The following is a 17235-nucleotide window of genomic DNA, read 5'->3' as shown; positions in this document are numbered from 1 at the left end:
CTCAATATGTTGGGGCGCCGGTGCGGTTGGGCCCCAATATCTGGCGGCGGATCAAATCCCTAGAGAGCGTTTTTCGGGCGAAAGCTCAAGAGGGAGAGGGAGTCCGCAAATTTCGGCCCTCTACGGGGGTAAGTAATGCGCATTAGCCGTCGTTTCACGCAGGCCGGGGCTTTGCCCTATGCCGAGATCGAGTTCCGCAAGACCACGAGCGAGATCCGCAATCCGGACGGATCGCTGGTGTTCCAGCTCCGCGATATCGATGTGCCGGCGGATTGGTCTCAGGTCGCGTGCGATGTGCTGGCGCAGAAATATTTCCGCAAGGCGGGCGTACCGGCGCGGCTGAAGGCGGTCGAGGAGAACACCGTTCCCTCCTTCCTCTGGCGCCATGTGCCCGACGAGGCGGCGCTGGCCGAGCTCGAGCCGGGACAGCGCACGGTCGGCGAGACCTCGGCGACCCAGGTCTTCGACCGGCTGGCCGGCACCTGGGCCTATTGGGGCTGGAAGGGCGGCTATTTCGACGGCGAGGACGACGCCCAGGCCTATTACGACGAGATGCGCTTCATGCTGGCGCGCCAGATGGGGGCGCCCAACAGCCCGCAATGGTTCAACACGGGCCTGCACTGGGCCTATGGCATCGACGGGCCCTCGCAGGGCCACTATTACGTCGATTTCGAGACCGGCAAGCTGGTGGCCTCGGCCTCGGCCTACGAGCATCCCCAGCCCCATGCCTGCTTCATCCAGTCGGTGTCCGACGACCTCGTGAACGAGGGCGGCATCATGGATCTGTGGGTGCGCGAGGCGCGGCTCTTCAAATACGGCTCGGGCACCGGCTCGAACTTCTCCCGGCTGCGCGGCGAGGGCGAGAAGCTCTCGGGCGGCGGCAAGTCGTCGGGCCTGATGAGCTTCCTCAAGATCGGCGACCGCGCGGCGGGCGCCATCAAGTCGGGCGGCACGACGCGGCGCGCGGCCAAGATGGTCACGGTCGATCTCGATCACCCGGACATCGAGGACTACATCAACTGGAAGGTGGTCGAGGAGCAGAAGGTGGCGGCGCTGGTCGCGGGCTCGCGCCTGGCCCAGCCGCATCTCAACGCCATCATCGCCGCCTGCCATGCGGACAAGAGCGAAGGCCGCTTCGATCCGAAGCAGAACAAGGCGCTGCGCACGGCGATCAAGGCGGCGCGCAAGGTCATGCTGCCGGAGAACTACATCCAGCGCGTGATCCAGTTCGCCCAGCAGGGCTACAAGTCGATCGAGTTCCGCACCTACGACACCGACTGGGATTCGGACGCCTATCTCACGGTCTCGGGGCAGAATTCGAACAACTCGGTGCGCGTCACCAACCGGTTCATCGAGGCGGTGCAGAAGGACGGCGAGTGGAAGCTGATCCGCCGCACCGACGGCAAGCCCGCCAAGACCATGAAGGCGCGCGAGCTGTGGGAGAAGATCTCCTACGCCGCCTGGGCCTGCGCCGATCCGGGCGTGCAATACGACACCACCATCAACGAGTGGCATACCTGCCCCGAGAGCGGGCGCATCAACGCGTCCAATCCCTGCTCGGAATACATGTTCCTGGACGACACGGCCTGCAACCTGGCGTCCCTGAACCTGATGACCTTCCGCCAGGAGGACGGCCGCTTCGACATCGAGGCCTATGAGCACGCGACCCGGCTCTGGACGCTGACGCTTGAGATCTCGGTGCTGATGGCGCAGTTCCCCTCGCGCGAGATCGCCCAGCTTTCCTACGAGTTCCGCACGCTGGGCCTGGGCTATGCCAATATCGGCGGCCTCCTGATGGCCATGGGCCTGCCCTATGACAGCGACAAGGGCCGCGCGCTCTGCGGCGCGCTGACCGCGGTCATGACCGGCGTCTCCTACGCCACCTCGGCCGAGATGGCGGGCGAGCTCGGCACCTTCCCGGGCTACGACAAGAACCGCGAGGCGATGCTGCGCGTGATCCGCAACCACCGCCGCGCGGCCTATGGCGAGACCAAAGGCTATGAGGGCCTGACCGTCCTCCCCGTTCCGCTCGACCATGCGAATTGCCCGGACAAGGAACTGACGGCCCATGCCAAGAAGGTCTGGGACCAGGCCCTGGCGCTGGGCGAGGAGCATGGCTATCGCAACGCGCAGGCGACGGTGATCGCGCCCACCGGCACGATCGGCCTGGTGATGGATTGCGACACCACCGGCATCGAACCCGATTTCGCGCTGGTGAAGTTCAAGAAGCTTGCCGGCGGCGGCTATTTCAAGATCATCAACCGCATGGTGCCCCAGGCCCTCAAGGCGCTGGGCTACGATGAAGGGCGGATCGAGGACATCATCCGCTATGCCGTCGGGCACGGCACGCTGGAGCAGGCGCCGGCCGTCAACCACATGGTGCTCAAGGCCAAGGGCTTCACCGCGGGCGCCCTCCAGGCGCTGGAAGCGGCGCTTGCCACCGCCTTCGACATCCGCTTCGCCTTCAACAAGTGGGTGCTGGGCGAGGAGTTCTGCACGGCCGGGCTGGGCTTCACCACCGAGCAGCTCAACGAGGTCGGCTTCGACATGCTGGCGGAGCTGGGCTTCACCAAGGCGCAGGTCGAGCAGGCCAACACCTACTGCTGCGGCGCCATGACCCTCGAGGGCGCACCGCATCTGAAGGCCGAGCATCTGCCGATCTTCGACTGCGCCAACCCCTGCGGTCGCATCGGCAAGCGCTTCCTCTCGGTCGACAGCCATATCCACATGATGGCGGCGGCGCAGTCCTTCATCTCCGGCGCCATCTCCAAGACCATCAACATGCCGAACGCCGCGACGGTCGAGGATTGCAAGGACGCCTACATGCTGTCCTGGCGCCTCGGCATCAAGGCGAATGCGCTCTATCGCGACGGTTCCAAGCTGTCGCAGCCGCTGCAATCGCAGATCTTCGAGGACGAGGACGAGCTCGAGGAGGTGATGGAGCAGCCGGCCGCGGCGCGGGCTCCCGTCATCGCCGAGCGCATCGTGGAACGGATCGTCGAGCGGGTGGTCCGCCACGACCGCAAGCGCCTGCCCAACCGCCGCAAATCCTATACCCAGAAGGCCATCGTCGGCGGGCACAAGGTCTATCTCCACACCGGCGAGTACGAGGACGGCACGGTCGGCGAGATCTTCATCGACATGCACAAGGAAGGCGCCGCCTTCCGCAGCCTGATGAACAATTTCGCGATCGCGATCTCGATCGGCCTGCAGTATGGCGTGCCGCTGGAGGAGTTTGTGGAGGCCTTCACCTTCACGCGCTTCGAGCCGAACGGCATCGTCGAGGGCAACGACGCCATCAAGATGGCGACCTCGATCCTCGACTACGTGTTCCGCGAGCTCGCCATCTCCTATCTGGGCCGCACCGACCTGGCCCATGCGCAGCCGGGCGACCTCCTGCCCGACAGCGTCGGCAACGGCTCGGGCGACGGCAATGTGCCGGCCACGGCCAAGCCCGCGACGGTCGAGGCCAAGAGGCTCGTCAGCACCGGCTTCGTGCGCTCGACCAACCTGGTCGTGCTCAAGAACAGCGGGTTGCAGCGCGTGGCCAATGGCGAGGATCTGATGATGACGGCGGCCATCGGCAACGGCCATGCCGCCGTCTCGGCGCAACTGGGGAATGGCACGGCGGCGGTCGCCGCCGTGGAAGGGCTCGCCGGCAATGGCGCCGCCGAAGCGGTTGCCGTCGGGGTCGCAGTCATGCAGGCGGTCGACGACAAGCTCGAGAGGATTCGCGAGGCGAAGCTCAAGGGCTATGAGGGGGACGCCTGCGGTGAGTGCGGCAATTTCACTCTCGTCCGCAACGGGACCTGCATGAAGTGCACCACTTGCGGATCGACCAGCGGCTGCTCCTGAGCGGCGGCTGGAATGGCACATGACGTGACCAAGAGTTGAGGTTTATCTCGAGTCTCCCTGTCAAACTTCCGGGCGCGTGACGGCGGCGCGCGCCCGGGATTTTCGACCCCGACGAAAGGCAGGGCCGCCACCAATCCGAGAGCGCCTGTCCTGGCTCGGCGCCTCCGGTGCGAACGGCCCGCCCCTCACGAGGGCGGGCCGCTCCCGTTTCGGGGAGGATGCTCTTCAGGTGAGTTCGCGATTGCGTTTCCGCGGGCGACCGCCGAGCAAGCCATTGGCGCGGGATGCCTCGGCCTTTGCTTCCGTCTTCGCCTTGCCTCCCCGCGCGCCCAGCCGCGCCGCCATCCAGCGGCGAGAGCCGAAGAATCCCTCGAGCAGTGCCGGGATATAGAGGTCGGCATCGATGCGAGGAAAATGAAGGCCGAAGCCTGAGGGGCTGATCTCAATCTCCCCAAGATCGGTTGGGGTCGCTTGTTCCAAGCCCTGGGCATCGCCAGGCCGAAACGCAATCGTCAGCCCCGTGCTCAGCTCGACGACGATCTTGCCCTGCTTCTTGTCAAAAGCCGCGGAAACAGCCCCGGGGGTCGACTTCCGGCGTTCTGCAGCGCGGGTATCCGTGCGATCGAATTCGTCATGCCGCGCCATGAATCGCTCTCCATCGTTCGCAGATATCCGTTATCTGGCGGGACAGGATCGTTTCGATCTTCCGAAGATCCTGACGCGAGAAGCCGTAATTCTCCCGCAACGCCGGCGGCCCTCCAGGGCAATGCAAGTCGAATACGGCTTCGCTTTCGGCCTCGATCACGTGAACATGCGCGGGCCGGTGATCGTTAGGGTAGACGACCGCTCGAAATCCCTGCTCGCGAAGCACCTTCGCCATCGCCCAACCTCCCATAACCTAAGCGTTTAGGTTAAAAATCGCAATGCCTTCTCATTCGAGCGACCTGTTCACTTAATGAGTGTATTATAAAACTATAATATATTTTTACGGGTAGCCTTGCCAAACCGACTGCCACGACAGGCTCGTGCCGGCGGCTGCATCTCTTCGCGAATGATTGGACGCCATTGCCGGTTCGGGCGGGATGGCGGGAACCCATACCGGGCACGCAAAAAAGGCGGCCCGCGGTGGCGGGCCGCCCCTCTTGAACCGAACCGTCCGTCCTTCAGGCCGCGCGGCGACGTTCCTCGATATGCCGCTCCAGCACGGCCTGTGCGTTGCCGATCGCCTGCTCGCGCAGCTCGGGCCCGAAGGCCAGCTTCTCGGCGCGCACGAAGGTGACGTCGGTGATGCCGATGAAGCCCAGGAGCGTGCGCAGATGCGGCTCCTGGGAATCGAAGGGCTGCGCCGGGCCTTCGCTGTAGAGGCCGCCGCGGGTCTCGATCACGATCGCGCGCTTGCCGGTGACGAGGCCCACGGGGCCCGTCTCGGTGTAGCGGAAGGTGACGCCCGCGCGCAGCACATGGTCGAACCAGGCCTTGAGCGTCGAGGCGATGCCGAAATTGTACATCGGCGCGCCGATGATGATCGTGTCGGCGGCCTTGAGCTCGGCGATGAGTTCGTCGGAGAGCGCCTGCGTGGCCTTCTGGGCCGCGTTGGCGGGTTCGCCCCCGCGAATGGCGGTGGCGCCGTCGGTGGTCAGATGCGGGACCGGCGTCTCGCCGAGATCGCGGGCACGACCCGCAGATGCGGATCCTGGGCGCGGAGCTGGGCGACGGCCTTCTCGGCCAGTTGCTTGGAAACCGACGCGCCGCCGAGCGCGCTGCTGTTGAGAACGAGAACGGTGGACATGGAACGAACCCCTCCAGGGTGAAGCCTGATGTCGATGCCCCCAGATTTAGTGGTTCCAAATCCGGTCCAATATGGCCAAAATCAGCACCAATCTGTTGCATAAAATGGAACAGCGATCATGGCCGAGCTGGAGGATCTCCGGGGCTTCGTGGCGGTGGTGGAAACCGGCGGTTTCGGCCGGGCGGCCAGGCGGCTGGGGGTGTCGAAATCGATCGTCAGCCGGCGCATCGCCCGGCTCGAGGCCAATCTGGGCGCCCCGCTCCTCAGCCGGACCACCCGGGGCGTCAGTCCCACCGAGGCGGGGCTGGAGTTCAAGCTGCGCAGCGAGCGGATCCTGGCCGATCTCGAGGAAGCGGAGGAGGCCGTGGCCCGCCAGGGCAGCGGGGTGGTCGGCCGGCTGCGGCTGGCGGCTCCCCTCTCCTTCGGCGTCCGCCATATCGCGCCCCTGCTGGGCGAGCTGGCGAAGCACCATCCGCGGCTGGAGATCGCCGCCGACTATAGCGACCGGTTCGTCGACCTGATCGGCGAGCGCTTCGACGCCGCCGTGCGGCTCGGCACGCTGAAGGATTCGAGTCTGGTGGCGCGGCGCATCGCGCCGATCTACGGCGCGGTGGTGGCGAGCCCGGATTACCTGGCCGAGAAAGGCCGGCCGCAGGTCCCGGAGGACCTCACGCGGCATGAATGCCTGATCTATACCGGCACGGCGACGGCCGAATGGTCGTTCCGCGTGGGCAAGCGCTGGACGGCGGTGCGGCCCGCGGGCCGGCTCCATGCCGACAGCGGCGAAGCGCTCATGGCCTGGGCGATCGCGGGCCTCGGCATCGCCGTCCTGCCGACCTTCATCATCGCGGAGGCGGTGCGCGGCGGCCGCCTCGAGCCGCTGCTGACGGATTTCCCGATGCCGGAAGCCGGCATGTATCTGCTGCGGCCGCCCGGCGCCCAGGTTCCCGGCAAAGTCCGCATCCTGATCGATGCGCTGGTGGAACGCTTCAGCGGCGACACGGAGTGGGATCCCTGCCACTTGGCCGCCCAGCGCCGCGCGGCAGAGGCCCGGCTGCAGGCATCGTCGGCGGAATAGCCATCGGCGCCGGGGGGCCGTTCATGCAGAAGCTGCTCGTCTTCCAGTCGCTCTGGGCCATGGAGCGCCGCCAGCCTGACGGGATGGAATGGCCGCTCGAGGAAAAGATCCGGATGATCGCGGAAGCCGGCTTCGACGGCGCCAGCGTCGATTTCGGCGATCCCGCGTTCGCGCGCCGGGCCACCGGATTGCTGCGCCAGCACGGCCTCGCCTGGCAGATCGAAGCCTTCGTCTCCACGGTCGAGGCCTTGGCGCCGGTCCTCGAGACCGCCCGCGAGCTGGGCGGCACGCATATCAATCTGCTGCCGGTCGTGCGCCCTTACACGCTCGATGCCTGCGTGCCCTATATCGAGGGCTGGCGCGCGCTCGCGGCCGAGGCCGGCATCGCGCTCAATATCGAGACGCACCGCAACGAGATGACGACCGACCTCATCTTCACGCTGCACCTGCTCGACCGCTTTCCCGATCTCAGGCTCGAGGCCGATCTGTCGCATTTCCTGGTCGGGCGCGAGTTCTGGTACCCGGTCTCCGACGAGAACCATGCCCTGATCCATCGCATCCTCGACCATGCCTGGGGCCTGCAGGGGCGGATCGGCAGCCGCGAGCAGATCCAGATCCAGATCGGTTTCCCCCAGCACCGGCACTGGGTCGAGCTGTTCCTGACCTGGTGGGAATACGGCATGCGGAGCTGGCGCCGGCGCGCCGGCCCCGATGACAGCCTGACCTTCCTGTGCGAGCTTGGGCCGCGGGAATATGCGATCACGGGGCCGGACGGCTACGAGCTGTCGGACCGCTGGCAGGAGGCGCAGACGCTCAAGACCATGGTGCGCGATCTCTGGGCGCGGATCGAGGCCGAGGACCGCGGCGCGAAGGAAGCCCCATGACCAGGACCCTGCTGCCGGTCTCCTGGTACATCGATCCGGCCGCCTATCAGCGCGACCGGCAGCGGATCTTCGCGCGCAACTGGGCGCTGTTCGGGCCGGAGGCCGGCCTGCGCGAGCCGCGAAGCTGGCGCGCGGATACCGTCAACGGCTGGCCCCTGTTCGTGATCCGCGGCGATGACGGCATCCTGCGCGGCTTCCACAATGTCTGCCGCCATCGCGCCGCGAAGCTGCTAGCCGACGGGACAGGGGCCTGCGCCCGCATCGTCTGTCCCTACCATGCCTGGACCTACGACCTGACGGGCGCGCTGCGGAAGGCGCCGAACTTCGGCCCGGAGGATGCGCTCGACCTCGCCGCGCACGGCCTCTTCCCGGTCCGGGTCGAGATCTGGAACGAACTCGTCTTCGTCTGCCTCGACGACGAGGCGCCGGGCCTCGCGGCGTGGCTCGGCTCCCTGCCGGCGCTTTGCGACGAATTCCCGAAGCCCGCCGATCTCGCGCTCGATGGCGGCTTCTCGGCCGAGGGCGACTGCAACTGGAAGGCCTATTGCGAGAACACGGTCGAGGGCTATCACCTGCCGACCGTTCACCGGCGCCTCAATGCCGCCGTCGATCGCGCCAACACGCAGATCGAGGCTTATGACGAGGGCCGTCTCGTCGTCTTCCATGTGACCTATGCCGGCGGCGACACGACGCTGCGCGGCAACCAGGGCATCTGGTTCTATCGTTTTCCCGGCTTCCAGGGCGTCGCCGGCGCCCGCAGCTTCAAAGCCGAGCGCATCGAGCCGATCTCGCCCACGCGCATGAAGCTCACCAACTGGTCCTGGTTCGCCAGCCTCTCGCCCGAGGAAAAAGCGGATTCGATCGCCTGGAACCGGCAGATCACGCGCGAGGACATGGGGATCTGCGAGACGGTGCAGCGCAACTTCGAGGCCGGCGTCTACCACGAAGGCGTGCTGTCGCCGCTGCAGGAAGGCCATCTCGCCCGGCTGCAGGCGCTGGTCCTCGATGCCATCGACGGCGCCGGCGGACATGCGTCTTAGGAGGCGCGCTGGCGGGAGGCCATCCTGAACGCGAAAGACATCGGCCGGCTCCTGGCGCTTCCGCTCATCATGGCGGGGCTGCTGTTCATTCCCGCGGGCGGCTTCGGCTACTGGCAGGCCTGGGTCTTCCTGGCGGTCTATACCGCCTCGACCCTGGCCCTTACCCTCTATCTCGCGGCTAGGAATCCGGCGCTCCTCGCGCGACGGATGCGCGGCGGGCCGACCGCCGAGAAGCAGCCGGCGCAGAAGCTCATCATGCTGCTGGCCTCGATCGCCTTCATCGGCGTCGTCACCCTGCCCGCCTTCGATCACCGCTTCGGCTGGTCGCAGATGGCGCCTCTCGTCGCGCTGGCGGGCGATGTCCTGATCCTGCTGGGCTGGATCGTCATCTTCTTCGTCTTCAAGGCGAACAGCTTCGCCGCCTCCACGGTGGAGCTGGCCCCGGAGCAGACGGTCGTGTCGACGGGGCCCTACGGCTTCGTCCGGCATCCCATGTATGCTGGCGGGCTCCTGGTCATGCTGGGCACCCCGATCGCGCTGGGTTCCTGGTGGGGCCTGCTCTTCGCCGGTGCCGCCATCCCCCTGCTCGTCTGGCGGCTGATCGAGGAAGAGAAGTTCCTGGCGGAAAACCTGCCGGGCTACCGCGACTATCAGAAGAAGCTGCGCTACCGCCTGATTCCGGGCCTCTGGTAGCCGCCGTTCCGGCTTCTCAGCGCCTGGCGTCGATCTCGGCGCGCAGGCGGTCCTCGGCCTCCCGGAGCTCGGGCGTGAATTCGGCGCCGAAATCCTCTGCCTCGAAGAGCGGACGGATCTCCAGCTCGACATTCCCGTCGCCGTCGAGCACCGGCCAGCGCTTGACCCACGCGATCGCTTCCGCCTTCGATTTCACCTCGATCAGGCAGTAACCGGCGATCAATTCCCCGGTTTCCGCAAACGGCCCGTCGACGACGCGCGGCTTGCCGCTGGCGAAGGTCACGCGCACGCCCTGGGCGCTGGGCTGCAGCCCTTCGCCGCCGAGCAGGATGCCGGCCCTGCCCATCTCCTCCATATATTGACCCATCGCGGCCAGAAGCTCGGTGCTCGGCATGGCGCGGGCCTCGGTCTTCTTGTCGGCCTTGCGGATGATCATGAAGCGCATCGGTATGACTCCATCGGGTTCGAGTTCGCGAGCGTCGATCGCCCCAAGCGGCAGCGGCGGATCATTGCCGATCCGCCGCGCCGGTCGAGACCCGGCAACCCGGCGAGGCCAGGCGCCGGCCTGCCTTCAGTGCTGAACGATGACCATCCAGTTCACGCCGAACTTGTCGGCCACCATGCCGAAGCGGGGCGAGAAGAAGGTCTTGGTCAAGGGCAGGTTGACCTTCCCGCCATCGGCGAGCGCGTTGAACTTCCGGTCCGCCTCGGCCTCGTTCGGCACGGTGATCGACAGGGAGAAGCCCTCGAACTTGGGATTTCCCTGCGCATAGCCGTCCGAGGCCATGATGATGGTCTCGCCGACGCGGAAGCTGGAATGCATGATCTTCTCGCCCGAGGTCGGCGCGCAGTCCGGCGGCGGCGGTTCCGGGCTTTCCTTGTAGCGCATCAGCATCGTTACATCGGCGCCGATCGCGCGCTTGTAGAACTCGAGCGCCTCTTCGCAGCGCCCGTCGAAGAACAGATAAGGCTGAACCAGCATAGCCACTCCTCATCAGGGTTGGAGATGTGAATCGGGTTGATGTCCGGAAGGCACGGCTCGGCGGCGAAGAAGCCGCCCGTCCCTATTGTTCTTGTCGAATGCAAAGCTCGGTGGGTGTCGCGATGTCGTCCGGGAAGAGCCCGGCGCCCTGTCCTGAGGATGAGCCCCTCCTCGCGGCAAACAAGTCAGCAGGCGTGACAATTATCGTCCGATCATGGCCGGCAGAAGGAAGACGTCACCCATTCGTCATGTTTTCCGGATGCCCTGCTGCAGCCTCCTGCCCAGGCTGTCGAGCAGACCCTCCGTGCCCCGTTCTCGTCGGCCCGCATCGTCATGGCCATCGAGGAACGCGCCCTGCTCGGTGAAGGTCAGCTTCGTGCCCTTGGCCCGCGGCTCGAGCATCACCGTCGCCAGCGAGACCGAGATCCGGTTGCGGTCGAGATGCATGTCGTAGCTGAAGATGATGCGCTCGTTGGCGACGATGTCGTGATAGAGGGCGTTGTAGACATGGGCGATGCCATCCTTCGAGGTGCTGGTGACGCTTTCCCGCCCGCCCGTGCGGAAATCGAGCGTAAGCCCGCCGGTCTTCCAGCCCTTTTCGTCCGCCGCGAACCAGCGGCTCTTGGCCTCGACGCTGGACCAGGCCGCGAAGACCTGTGCCGGCGAGGCGTCGTACAGCCGCTCGATGGTGAAGGTGGCGTGGGTCACGGATCGCTGGGTCATGAAGAGCTCCGGATCTGATTCCAAAAGAAAGACAGAGACTCATCTCGCCTTGACGAGCTCGCGGCGCATCTCGCTGATGGGATCGCTCTCGCCGGCGCAGCAGGAACCGTCCTCCTCCGGCGCGTCGTAGCGGTCGTGGTGGCGCACCCAATCCATGCCCTCGGTCTCGTTGCGGCCCTTGGGCGTCATGTCGAGAAAGTTGTTGGCGCCGAGCAGGATGTCGCCGCCGCGGGCATAGGCCGAATAGGTGCGGAAGATGTCGCCCTTCCCGTCCTTGTAGAAGACGCTGAGGCCCGGCAGCTCGTCGAACATGTAGTCCATGGCCTCGAAATTGTAGGTGACCTTGCCCTTGGCCTCCTGTTCCGGCGTGAAGGAGACGTTGTGGTCGAAATTGAAATCGCTGCCGTGGGAGGAGACCCACTTGAAGTGCCAGCCCATGCGCCGCTTGAAGGTCTCGATCTTGGACCAGGGTGCGCGGGAGACGACCACCACGGAAACGTCGTGATGCTTCAGATGGAGATTGGGGCCGTCGATATGGTCGGCGAAGAAGGAGCAGGAGGGGCAGCCCTGCCCCCAGTCGGGCCCGAACATGAAGTGGTAGACGAAAAGCTGGCTACGCCCGCCGAAGAGCTCGGCGAGGCTCTGCTTGCCGCGCGCGCCCTCGAAGACATAGCTCTTCTCGACCTTGACCCAGGGCAGCGCCCGCCGTTCGGCGCTCAGTTGGTCGCTCATCCGGGTGAGCGTCTTCTCCTTCTCGAGAAGGACTTTGCGCGCGGCGATCCATTCTTTTTCCGAGACGACCTTGTGTGCGGGCATGATGCGGTTCTCTCGATGGGTTGCGGATGATCGGCGGTGAGGCAGCCGCCTCAGCGGCCGGTGTCACGACGGCGGCGTGCCGGGCGTCACCGTTATCGTACTTTCCAGTTAAATAACCTTCTGGTTAAATACAGAGACGCTCTCCCTTCGTCAAGAGCGGTTTGCCGGCAACCGGGCCGCGGATGCGCGCCCGTCGTTGCGGCCACCGAAAATCCACAGCGCGGGCCTGGCGAACCGCGCCGCGAGGGTTTCCGCTTCCGGCGGCTAGGCCGTCACCTGGACCTTGAAGCCGCCATAGGCCATGCGCTTCATGTCGAACGGCATCTCCTTCGGCATCTTCGCGAGGCGCGGGTCCTTCATCACCTTCGCGACGACACGATCGCGATCGGCGCGCGACTTGTAGAGCACCCAGGAGAAGACCACGGCCTCGCCGCGCTTGGCCTTGGCGAGCCGCGGAAAGGGCAGCACCATCTTCACGTCGAGATCGTCGCCGACGCATTCGCGATATTCGAGCGCCCCATGCTCGCGCCAGATCCTGCCGGCCTTGCGGGCCATGCGGAGATAGGCGGGCAGCTTCTTCTTAGGGACAGGCAACAGGAATCCATCGACATAGGCCATGGGTCACGTCCTCGTTCGGTGGAGGATCAGGCGAGAGCCCGAAGGTCGGTGCGCAACCGGTCAGGGCTGGCGCCGGCGAGAAGGCGATCGATTGCCGCGTGAGTCCGTTTCCAGATCGGAACGGCCGCGGCCAGGAGCGAGCGGCCGGCCGAGGTCAGCGCCATGCGGCGGTTGCGCTTGTCGGCCTCGTCGATCGAGACCGTCACCAGGCCGCGGCGCTCGAGCGGCTTCAGATTTGCCGTCAGCGTGGTGCGATCCATCGCCAGCAGCGCTGCCACGCTGCTCATGTTCGGCGGTTCGGGGCGGTTGAGCGACATCAGCAGGGAGAACTGGCCGTGGGTCAGCGCGAGCGGCCGCAAAGCGTCGTCGAAACGGCGCGCCAGCGCCCGAGCCGCCCGCTGCACATGGAGGCAGAGGCAGCTGTCGCGAACATGAAGCGTAGTCTCGTAGGGAACCTCGGCGCGCTTCGACATGACGCCATTATGTTGATATCAACATTTCTGTCAACCAGGCCTTGAAGGCGCCCGCGGTCTTGATCTCGCGGCTTCGGATCGCCGCCCATGCCCTTGCATTCCCGTGCGATCTTGCCGCAGGCTCCTCCCCTTCCGGCGCCGGCCCACCGATATATGCTGGCGCTTCTGCCGCCCGCCCCGAGGGCTGCCCCCATCCGGAGCCTGTTGCCGATGAAGCGCGGCTTTCTCTATGCCGGTCTGGTGATCGCCGCGGCGGTCTTCGTGGCAAGCACCGCCGTGCTGCTGCTCGAATGGCGCGCCCGCGAGACGGGCACGCCCGGCATGACCACGGCCGCCGATATCGGCGGGCCCTTCAGCCTGACCGACCAGGATGGGAAGAAAGTCACGGACGCGGACTATGCGGGGCAGTGGAAGCTGGTATTCTTCGGCTTCACCTACTGCCCGGATGTCTGCCCCACCACCCTCAGCCGGATCTCGCTGACGCTGAAGGCGCTGGGTCCGCTAGGCGACAAGCTGCACCCGCTCTTCATCACGATCGATCCCGAACGCGATACGCCCGAGATCCTGAAGAGCTATATCGACGCCTTCGACAAGCGGATCACCGGTCTGACCGGCACGCCGGACGAGATCGCCGCTGTAGCGAAGGAGTATCGCGCCTTCTACGAGAAAGTACCGCAGGGCGACACCTACACCATGAATCACAGCACGGTGATCTATGTCATGCGTCCGGACGGTCGCTATGAAACGCTGCTGCGCTACGACGACACGCCCGACGAGATGGCAGCGAAACTGAAGCCGCTGCTGCAGCAGGGCTGATGCCCATCGCGCCCTTGCGGGCTTACCGATAGAGGATGGACGAACGATGATCGTGAGAGACATGCTGGGCGGCTTTCTCGCCCTTTTCATCGCCGTGGCGAGTGCCGGTCAGGCCCATCACTACAAGCAGGGACCGATCGAGATCGACAATCCCTGGGCGCGCGCCACGGTGACCGCGGCCCCCAACGGCGTCGCCTTCGTCAGCCTCACCAACACCGGCTCCGAGCCCGACCAGCTGACCGATGTCGCCTCGCCGGCCGCGGACATGGCCCAGGTTCACGACATGAAGGTCGAGAACGACGTCATGCAGATGTGGCTGGTCGGGCATGTCGATCTGCCGGCCGGCGGCACCGTAGCCCTGGCGCCCAACGGCCTGCATATCATGCTGCTCGGCCTCAAGAAGCCGCTGGCCGTCGGCGAGACCTTCCCCTTGACCCTGACCTTCAAGAAGGCGGGCAGCATCACGGTCGACGTCACGGTCGAGCCGATGGGCGCGACGGAGCCCTCGCAGGGCGGGTGAGACGCGTCAGATCGACCGCAGCAACCCGCCGTCGCAGGCGATCGCCTGCCCGGTGACATAGCCGGCGGGCTCCGAAGCGAGGAAGCAGGCGAGGGCCGCGAATTCCTCGGGCTTGCCGATGCGCCCCAGCGGAACGGTCTTGGCGACCTCCTCGGCCTTGAAGCCCGCCTCCTTGAGCCGCTCCGTCAAGGTATAGCCGGGCATCAGCGCGTTGACGGTGATGCCGTCCGCCCCGATCTCGCGGCTCAGCGCATTGATCAGCCCGTGCAGGCCGGCGCGCAGCGCGTTCGAGATCATCAGGTTCGGCAGGGGTTCGCGCGCGGCGACCGAGGTCACCACCAGGATCCGCCCCCATTTCTGCGCCCGCATGCCGGGGAGGGCCGCGCGGATGGGCGAGACGGCGCTGAGCCAGAGAGACTCGAAGCCCGCTCGCCACTGCGCCTCGTCGATCGTCTCAAAGCTCGCCGGCGCGGGCCCCCCGGTATTGACCAGCAGGATGTCGAGCCCGCCCAGGCGGGCCGTCACCTCCTGCACCAGCCTGGCGCCCGCACCGGGCTGGGACAGGTCGCAGGGAAACGGCAGCGCGCCGATCTCCTTCGCGGTCTTCTGCAGGCGGTCCGTGTCGCGCGCGCAGATCGCGGTCTTGACCCCTTCGGCCAGCAGGGCCTCCGCGATGGCGCGCCCCAGCCCGCGCGAGGCGCCCATCACCAGCGCGCGGCGGCCGTCGATCCGATAGTCCATGGAGGTCCCCTTCCCTTTACCCGACCGTCACATCGACATGCCCGAGGCTCGAGACGTCGAAGTCGTAGCGCTCGGGTCCGGCCGGGAAGCGCGTGGTGATGAGGCTGCCGGTCATGACGAAATCGCCGGCCTTGAGGCCGCCGCCCGACCGCGCCAGATGATTGGCAAGCCAGGTCAGCGGCTCGAAAGGATGCCCCAGCGCGTCGGCGCCCCTGCCCCGGCCGATCTCCTCGCCGTTGCGATGCACGACGCCCTCGACCGGCGCCAGCTCGGGCCAGCTCGTCTTGAACTCGCCCAGCACCACGCCCGCATTCCAGCTGTTGTCGGCGACGAGCGAACGGACATCGAGCCCGGCATAATCGGCGCCGCGATCGTCGACCACCTCCAGCGCGGCGCAGACCGCGTCGACCGCATCGGCCACCGCTTCGCGGTCATAGGGCGCGCCGCCCGGCGGCAGATCGCGGCCGAGCCGGGTGCAGATCTCGAATTCGAATCCCAGATGGACATGGTCGGCGAGATCCAGCCGGACCCCGCTGCGATGGACGCGGTCCGCCAGCACGACGCCGGGGATCGGATGGTCGATGCCGCACATATGCTGCATGCGCTTCGTGGTGAGCCCGATCTTGTAGCCGGCGATCGCCGCCCCGCTTTCGTCACGCATCCGCGCGACGAAGCGCGCCTGCACCGCATAGGCGTCCTCGAGATCCTCGACCGGCCATTGCGGGCTCAAGGTCCTGAATTTCTCGCGCTGCCGATGCTGACGCATCAGTTCCTGCGCCACCCGATCCGCATCCTTTGCCATGCCCGCTCCCCGACGCCCTAGGTCCGGCCGCCCGGCGGCATCGCCGCCGGCGCCGGCCAAACTAAACTCCTTCCCCGCCGAGGCGACAAGACGTAGATGCGACGGCCGGGGTCGCCGGGCGCGACGGTCTGGAAGGCGGCACCGCCAGCCGCTATGCTCCGCCCCCTGTTTTGCGCCTCACGCGACCCATCAGGGAGACCCAGACCATGGCCGGACGCATCGACAAGATTCTCGCCGACAAGAAGATCGAGCTGCCCAAGGCGGCAGCCCCCGTGGCCAATTACGTGCCGGTCGTGATCGCCAACGGCTTCGCCTATCTCGCGGGCCAGGTCACGGTCTGGAACGGCGAGTTCAAGTTCACCGGCAAGCTCGGCAAGGACTTCGCCGTCGAGCAGGGCCAGCAGGCGGCGCGGATCTGCGGGCTCAACATCATCGCCCAGCTCAAGGCGGCGCTCGGCGGCGATCTCGACCGGGTCAAGCGCGTGGTGCGGCTTGGCGTGTTCGTGAACTCGGCCGACGATTTCTACGACCAGCCCAAGGTCGCCAACGGCGTCTCGGACCTGATGGTCGAGGTGTTCGGCGATGCCGGCAAGCATGCCCGCTCCGCGGTCGGCGTCAACACCCTGCCGCTCAACGTGGCGGTCGAGGTGGACGCGATCTTCGAAGTCGCCTGATCGATCGCCCGGCGGCGTCTCGCGGGCATCGCCCGCCACGCGATTGTCACGCGAGGTGCGTCTCCCGCGAGGGGCCGGCAGGCCCGATCTTCAGGTCATGGGCCGCCGGGCTTCCGCCCGCATAACGGGCGGGTCGCCCGGCGGCAACGTCGCTCTGGCTCTTGCGAGAGGTCGTCCATGCTGTTCCGCCGCATCCTTCCGATTCCGATGACGCTCCTGGTCCTCGGCCTTGCCGCCGCTGCCGCGGAGGCCACCCCGGTCAGCCGGTCCGGCAACCTGGTCGGCGCCGATGGCACCACGCTCGGCAAGGTCACCGTGACCGAAGCCCCGCATGGCGTCCTGCTCCGGCTTTCGGTCGAGGGGTTGATGCCGGGCTGGCATGGGCTGCATTTCCACGAGAAGGCCGATTGCGAGGCGCCGGGCTTCAAGAGCGCCGGCAGCCATGTCCATGCGGCGACGCCCGTCGTGCACGGGCTGATGAACCCCGAAGCCAATGACGACGGCGATCTGCCGAACCTCTATGTCGGGGCGGACGGGACGGCCATGGTCGAGCTCTATTCGACGCTGGTCTCGATGCAGGGTGCCGGCGGCCGGCCCGCGCTGCTCGACGCCGACGGCTCGGCCGTGGTGATCCACGCCAATCCCGACGATTACATGTCCCAGCCGATCGGCGGCGCCGGCGATCGCGTGGCCTGCGCGCCGATCAAGTAGGGCGTCCGGCGGCCGGAGCC

21 protein-coding genes are annotated in these 17235 nt (G+C 66.5%); 9 read left to right on the top strand and 12 right to left on the bottom strand.

Going from position 1 to position 17235, the window contains the following annotated elements; all coding sequences use genetic code 11:
- Positions 1–135 precede the first annotated feature (135 nt).
- The gene (locus tag FRZ61_RS07010; protein WP_151116050.1) at positions 136–3855 is read left to right on the top strand and encodes a vitamin B12-dependent ribonucleotide reductase; all 3720 of its coding nucleotides are present in this window, start codon (positions 136–138) and stop codon (positions 3853–3855) included.
- A gap of 225 nt (positions 3856–4080) precedes the next feature.
- Here the strand turns inward: FRZ61_RS07010 and FRZ61_RS07005 are convergent, their stop codons facing one another.
- From FRZ61_RS07005 to FRZ61_RS26575, 4 genes are all read right to left on the bottom strand, one after another.
- The gene (locus FRZ61_RS07005) at positions 4081–4500 is read right to left on the bottom strand and encodes a DUF2442 domain-containing protein (RefSeq protein WP_151116048.1); all 420 of its coding nucleotides are present in this window, start codon (positions 4498–4500) and stop codon (positions 4081–4083) included.
- The gene (locus FRZ61_RS07000; RefSeq protein ID WP_151116046.1) at positions 4487–4735 is read right to left on the bottom strand and encodes a DUF4160 domain-containing protein; all 249 of its coding nucleotides are present in this window, start codon (positions 4733–4735) and stop codon (positions 4487–4489) included. The genes FRZ61_RS07005 and FRZ61_RS07000 overlap by 14 nt, the downstream gene beginning before the upstream one ends.
- Positions 4736–5018: 283 nt before the next feature.
- On the bottom strand, positions 5019–5471 hold the full coding sequence (locus FRZ61_RS06995) for an FMN-dependent NADH-azoreductase (protein WP_263641762.1): 453 nt from the start codon (positions 5469–5471) through the stop codon (positions 5019–5021).
- A gap of 20 nt (positions 5472–5491) precedes the next feature.
- A complete protein-coding gene (locus tag FRZ61_RS26575) occupies positions 5492–5644 on the bottom strand; it encodes a hypothetical protein (protein ID WP_225309155.1) in 153 nt (50 codons plus the stop codon).
- A gap of 118 nt (positions 5645–5762) precedes the next feature.
- Between FRZ61_RS26575 and FRZ61_RS06990 the strand changes: the two genes are divergently transcribed.
- The 4 genes from FRZ61_RS06990 to FRZ61_RS06975 all read left to right on the top strand — a co-directional run bounded on the left by FRZ61_RS06990 (position 5763) and on the right by FRZ61_RS06975 (position 9339).
- Positions 5763–6722 carry a LysR family transcriptional regulator gene (locus FRZ61_RS06990; protein WP_151116044.1) on the top strand — a complete coding sequence of 320 codons (960 nt, stop codon included), beginning with the start codon at positions 5763–5765 and terminating at the stop codon, positions 6720–6722.
- Between the two features lie 23 nt (positions 6723–6745).
- Positions 6746–7606, top strand: a complete 861-nt coding sequence (locus tag FRZ61_RS06985) for a sugar phosphate isomerase/epimerase family protein (protein WP_151116042.1) — start codon at positions 6746–6748, stop codon at positions 7604–7606.
- Positions 7603–8646 (top strand): aromatic ring-hydroxylating oxygenase subunit alpha, encoded by a 1044-nt coding sequence (locus tag FRZ61_RS06980; protein WP_151116040.1) that lies wholly within the window; start codon positions 7603–7605, stop codon positions 8644–8646. Before FRZ61_RS06985 ends, FRZ61_RS06980 begins: the two co-directional genes overlap by 4 nt.
- A 69-nt stretch (positions 8647–8715) precedes the next feature.
- A complete protein-coding gene (locus tag FRZ61_RS06975) occupies positions 8716–9339 on the top strand; it encodes a methyltransferase family protein (protein ID WP_151116038.1) in 624 nt (207 codons plus the stop codon).
- 16 nt (positions 9340–9355) lie between these two features.
- On the opposite strand, the gene FRZ61_RS06970 is transcribed toward FRZ61_RS06975, so the two are convergent.
- From FRZ61_RS06970 to FRZ61_RS06945, 6 genes are all read right to left on the bottom strand, one after another.
- Positions 9356–9784 (bottom strand): YciI family protein, encoded by a 429-nt coding sequence (locus tag FRZ61_RS06970; protein ID WP_151116036.1) that lies wholly within the window; start codon positions 9782–9784, stop codon positions 9356–9358.
- Positions 9785–9910: 126 nt separating this feature from the next.
- Entirely contained in the window at positions 9911–10321 is a 411-nt protein-coding gene (locus FRZ61_RS06965; protein ID WP_151116035.1) for a VOC family protein, read from the bottom strand.
- A 246-nt stretch (positions 10322–10567) separates the two neighbouring features.
- A complete protein-coding gene (locus FRZ61_RS06960; RefSeq protein ID WP_151116033.1) occupies positions 10568–11044 on the bottom strand; it encodes an SRPBCC family protein in 477 nt (158 codons plus the stop codon).
- A gap of 39 nt (positions 11045–11083) precedes the next feature.
- Entirely contained in the window at positions 11084–11860 is a 777-nt protein-coding gene (locus tag FRZ61_RS06955) for a DUF899 domain-containing protein (protein WP_151116031.1), read from the bottom strand.
- 264 nt (positions 11861–12124) lie between these two features.
- Complete coding sequence (locus FRZ61_RS06950; protein WP_151116029.1) at positions 12125–12478, bottom strand: DUF1428 domain-containing protein; 354 nt, start codon at positions 12476–12478, stop codon at positions 12125–12127.
- A gap of 26 nt (positions 12479–12504) precedes the next feature.
- Positions 12505–12951 (bottom strand): MarR family winged helix-turn-helix transcriptional regulator, encoded by a 447-nt coding sequence (locus tag FRZ61_RS06945; RefSeq protein ID WP_151116027.1) that lies wholly within the window; start codon positions 12949–12951, stop codon positions 12505–12507.
- A 210-nt stretch (positions 12952–13161) separates the two neighbouring features.
- Here FRZ61_RS06945 and FRZ61_RS06940 point away from each other — a divergent pair, with 210 nt between their 5' ends.
- Together FRZ61_RS06940 and FRZ61_RS06935 are read left to right on the top strand one after the other, a co-directional pair.
- Positions 13162–13767: an SCO family protein gene (locus tag FRZ61_RS06940; protein ID WP_191909333.1), complete on the top strand. Its 606-nt coding sequence runs from the start codon at positions 13162–13164 to the stop codon at positions 13765–13767.
- Between the two features lie 46 nt (positions 13768–13813).
- Entirely contained in the window at positions 13814–14287 is a 474-nt protein-coding gene (locus FRZ61_RS06935; RefSeq protein WP_225309154.1) for a copper chaperone PCu(A)C, read from the top strand.
- A 6-nt stretch (positions 14288–14293) separates the two neighbouring features.
- Here FRZ61_RS06935 and FRZ61_RS06930 read toward each other — a convergent pair whose 3' ends face one another.
- Together FRZ61_RS06930 and FRZ61_RS06925 are read right to left on the bottom strand one after the other, a co-directional pair.
- Positions 14294–15028 (bottom strand): SDR family oxidoreductase, encoded by a 735-nt coding sequence (locus FRZ61_RS06930; RefSeq protein ID WP_151116025.1) that lies wholly within the window; start codon positions 15026–15028, stop codon positions 14294–14296.
- A 16-nt stretch (positions 15029–15044) separates the two neighbouring features.
- On the bottom strand, positions 15045–15830 hold the full coding sequence (locus FRZ61_RS06925) for a 2-keto-4-pentenoate hydratase (RefSeq protein WP_151116024.1): 786 nt from the start codon (positions 15828–15830) through the stop codon (positions 15045–15047).
- Between the two features lie 206 nt (positions 15831–16036).
- On the opposite strand from FRZ61_RS06925, the gene FRZ61_RS06920 reads away from it, so the two are divergent.
- Positions 16037–16504: a RidA family protein gene (locus FRZ61_RS06920; protein WP_151116022.1), complete on the top strand. Its 468-nt coding sequence runs from the start codon at positions 16037–16039 to the stop codon at positions 16502–16504.
- Positions 16505–16681: 177 nt separating this feature from the next.
- Positions 16682–17215 (top strand): superoxide dismutase[Cu-Zn], encoded by a 534-nt coding sequence (gene sodC, locus FRZ61_RS06915; protein ID WP_407657929.1) that lies wholly within the window; start codon positions 16682–16684, stop codon positions 17213–17215.
- The last annotated feature ends 20 nt before the right edge of the window (positions 17216–17235 follow it).

It is taken from the genome of Hypericibacter adhaerens (assembly GCF_008728835.1).
Classification (GTDB): Bacteria; Pseudomonadota; Alphaproteobacteria; order Dongiales; family Dongiaceae; genus Hypericibacter; species Hypericibacter adhaerens.
Note: the sequence above shows the minus strand (reverse complement) of the source record. Positions and strands in the feature narration are given on the sequence as shown.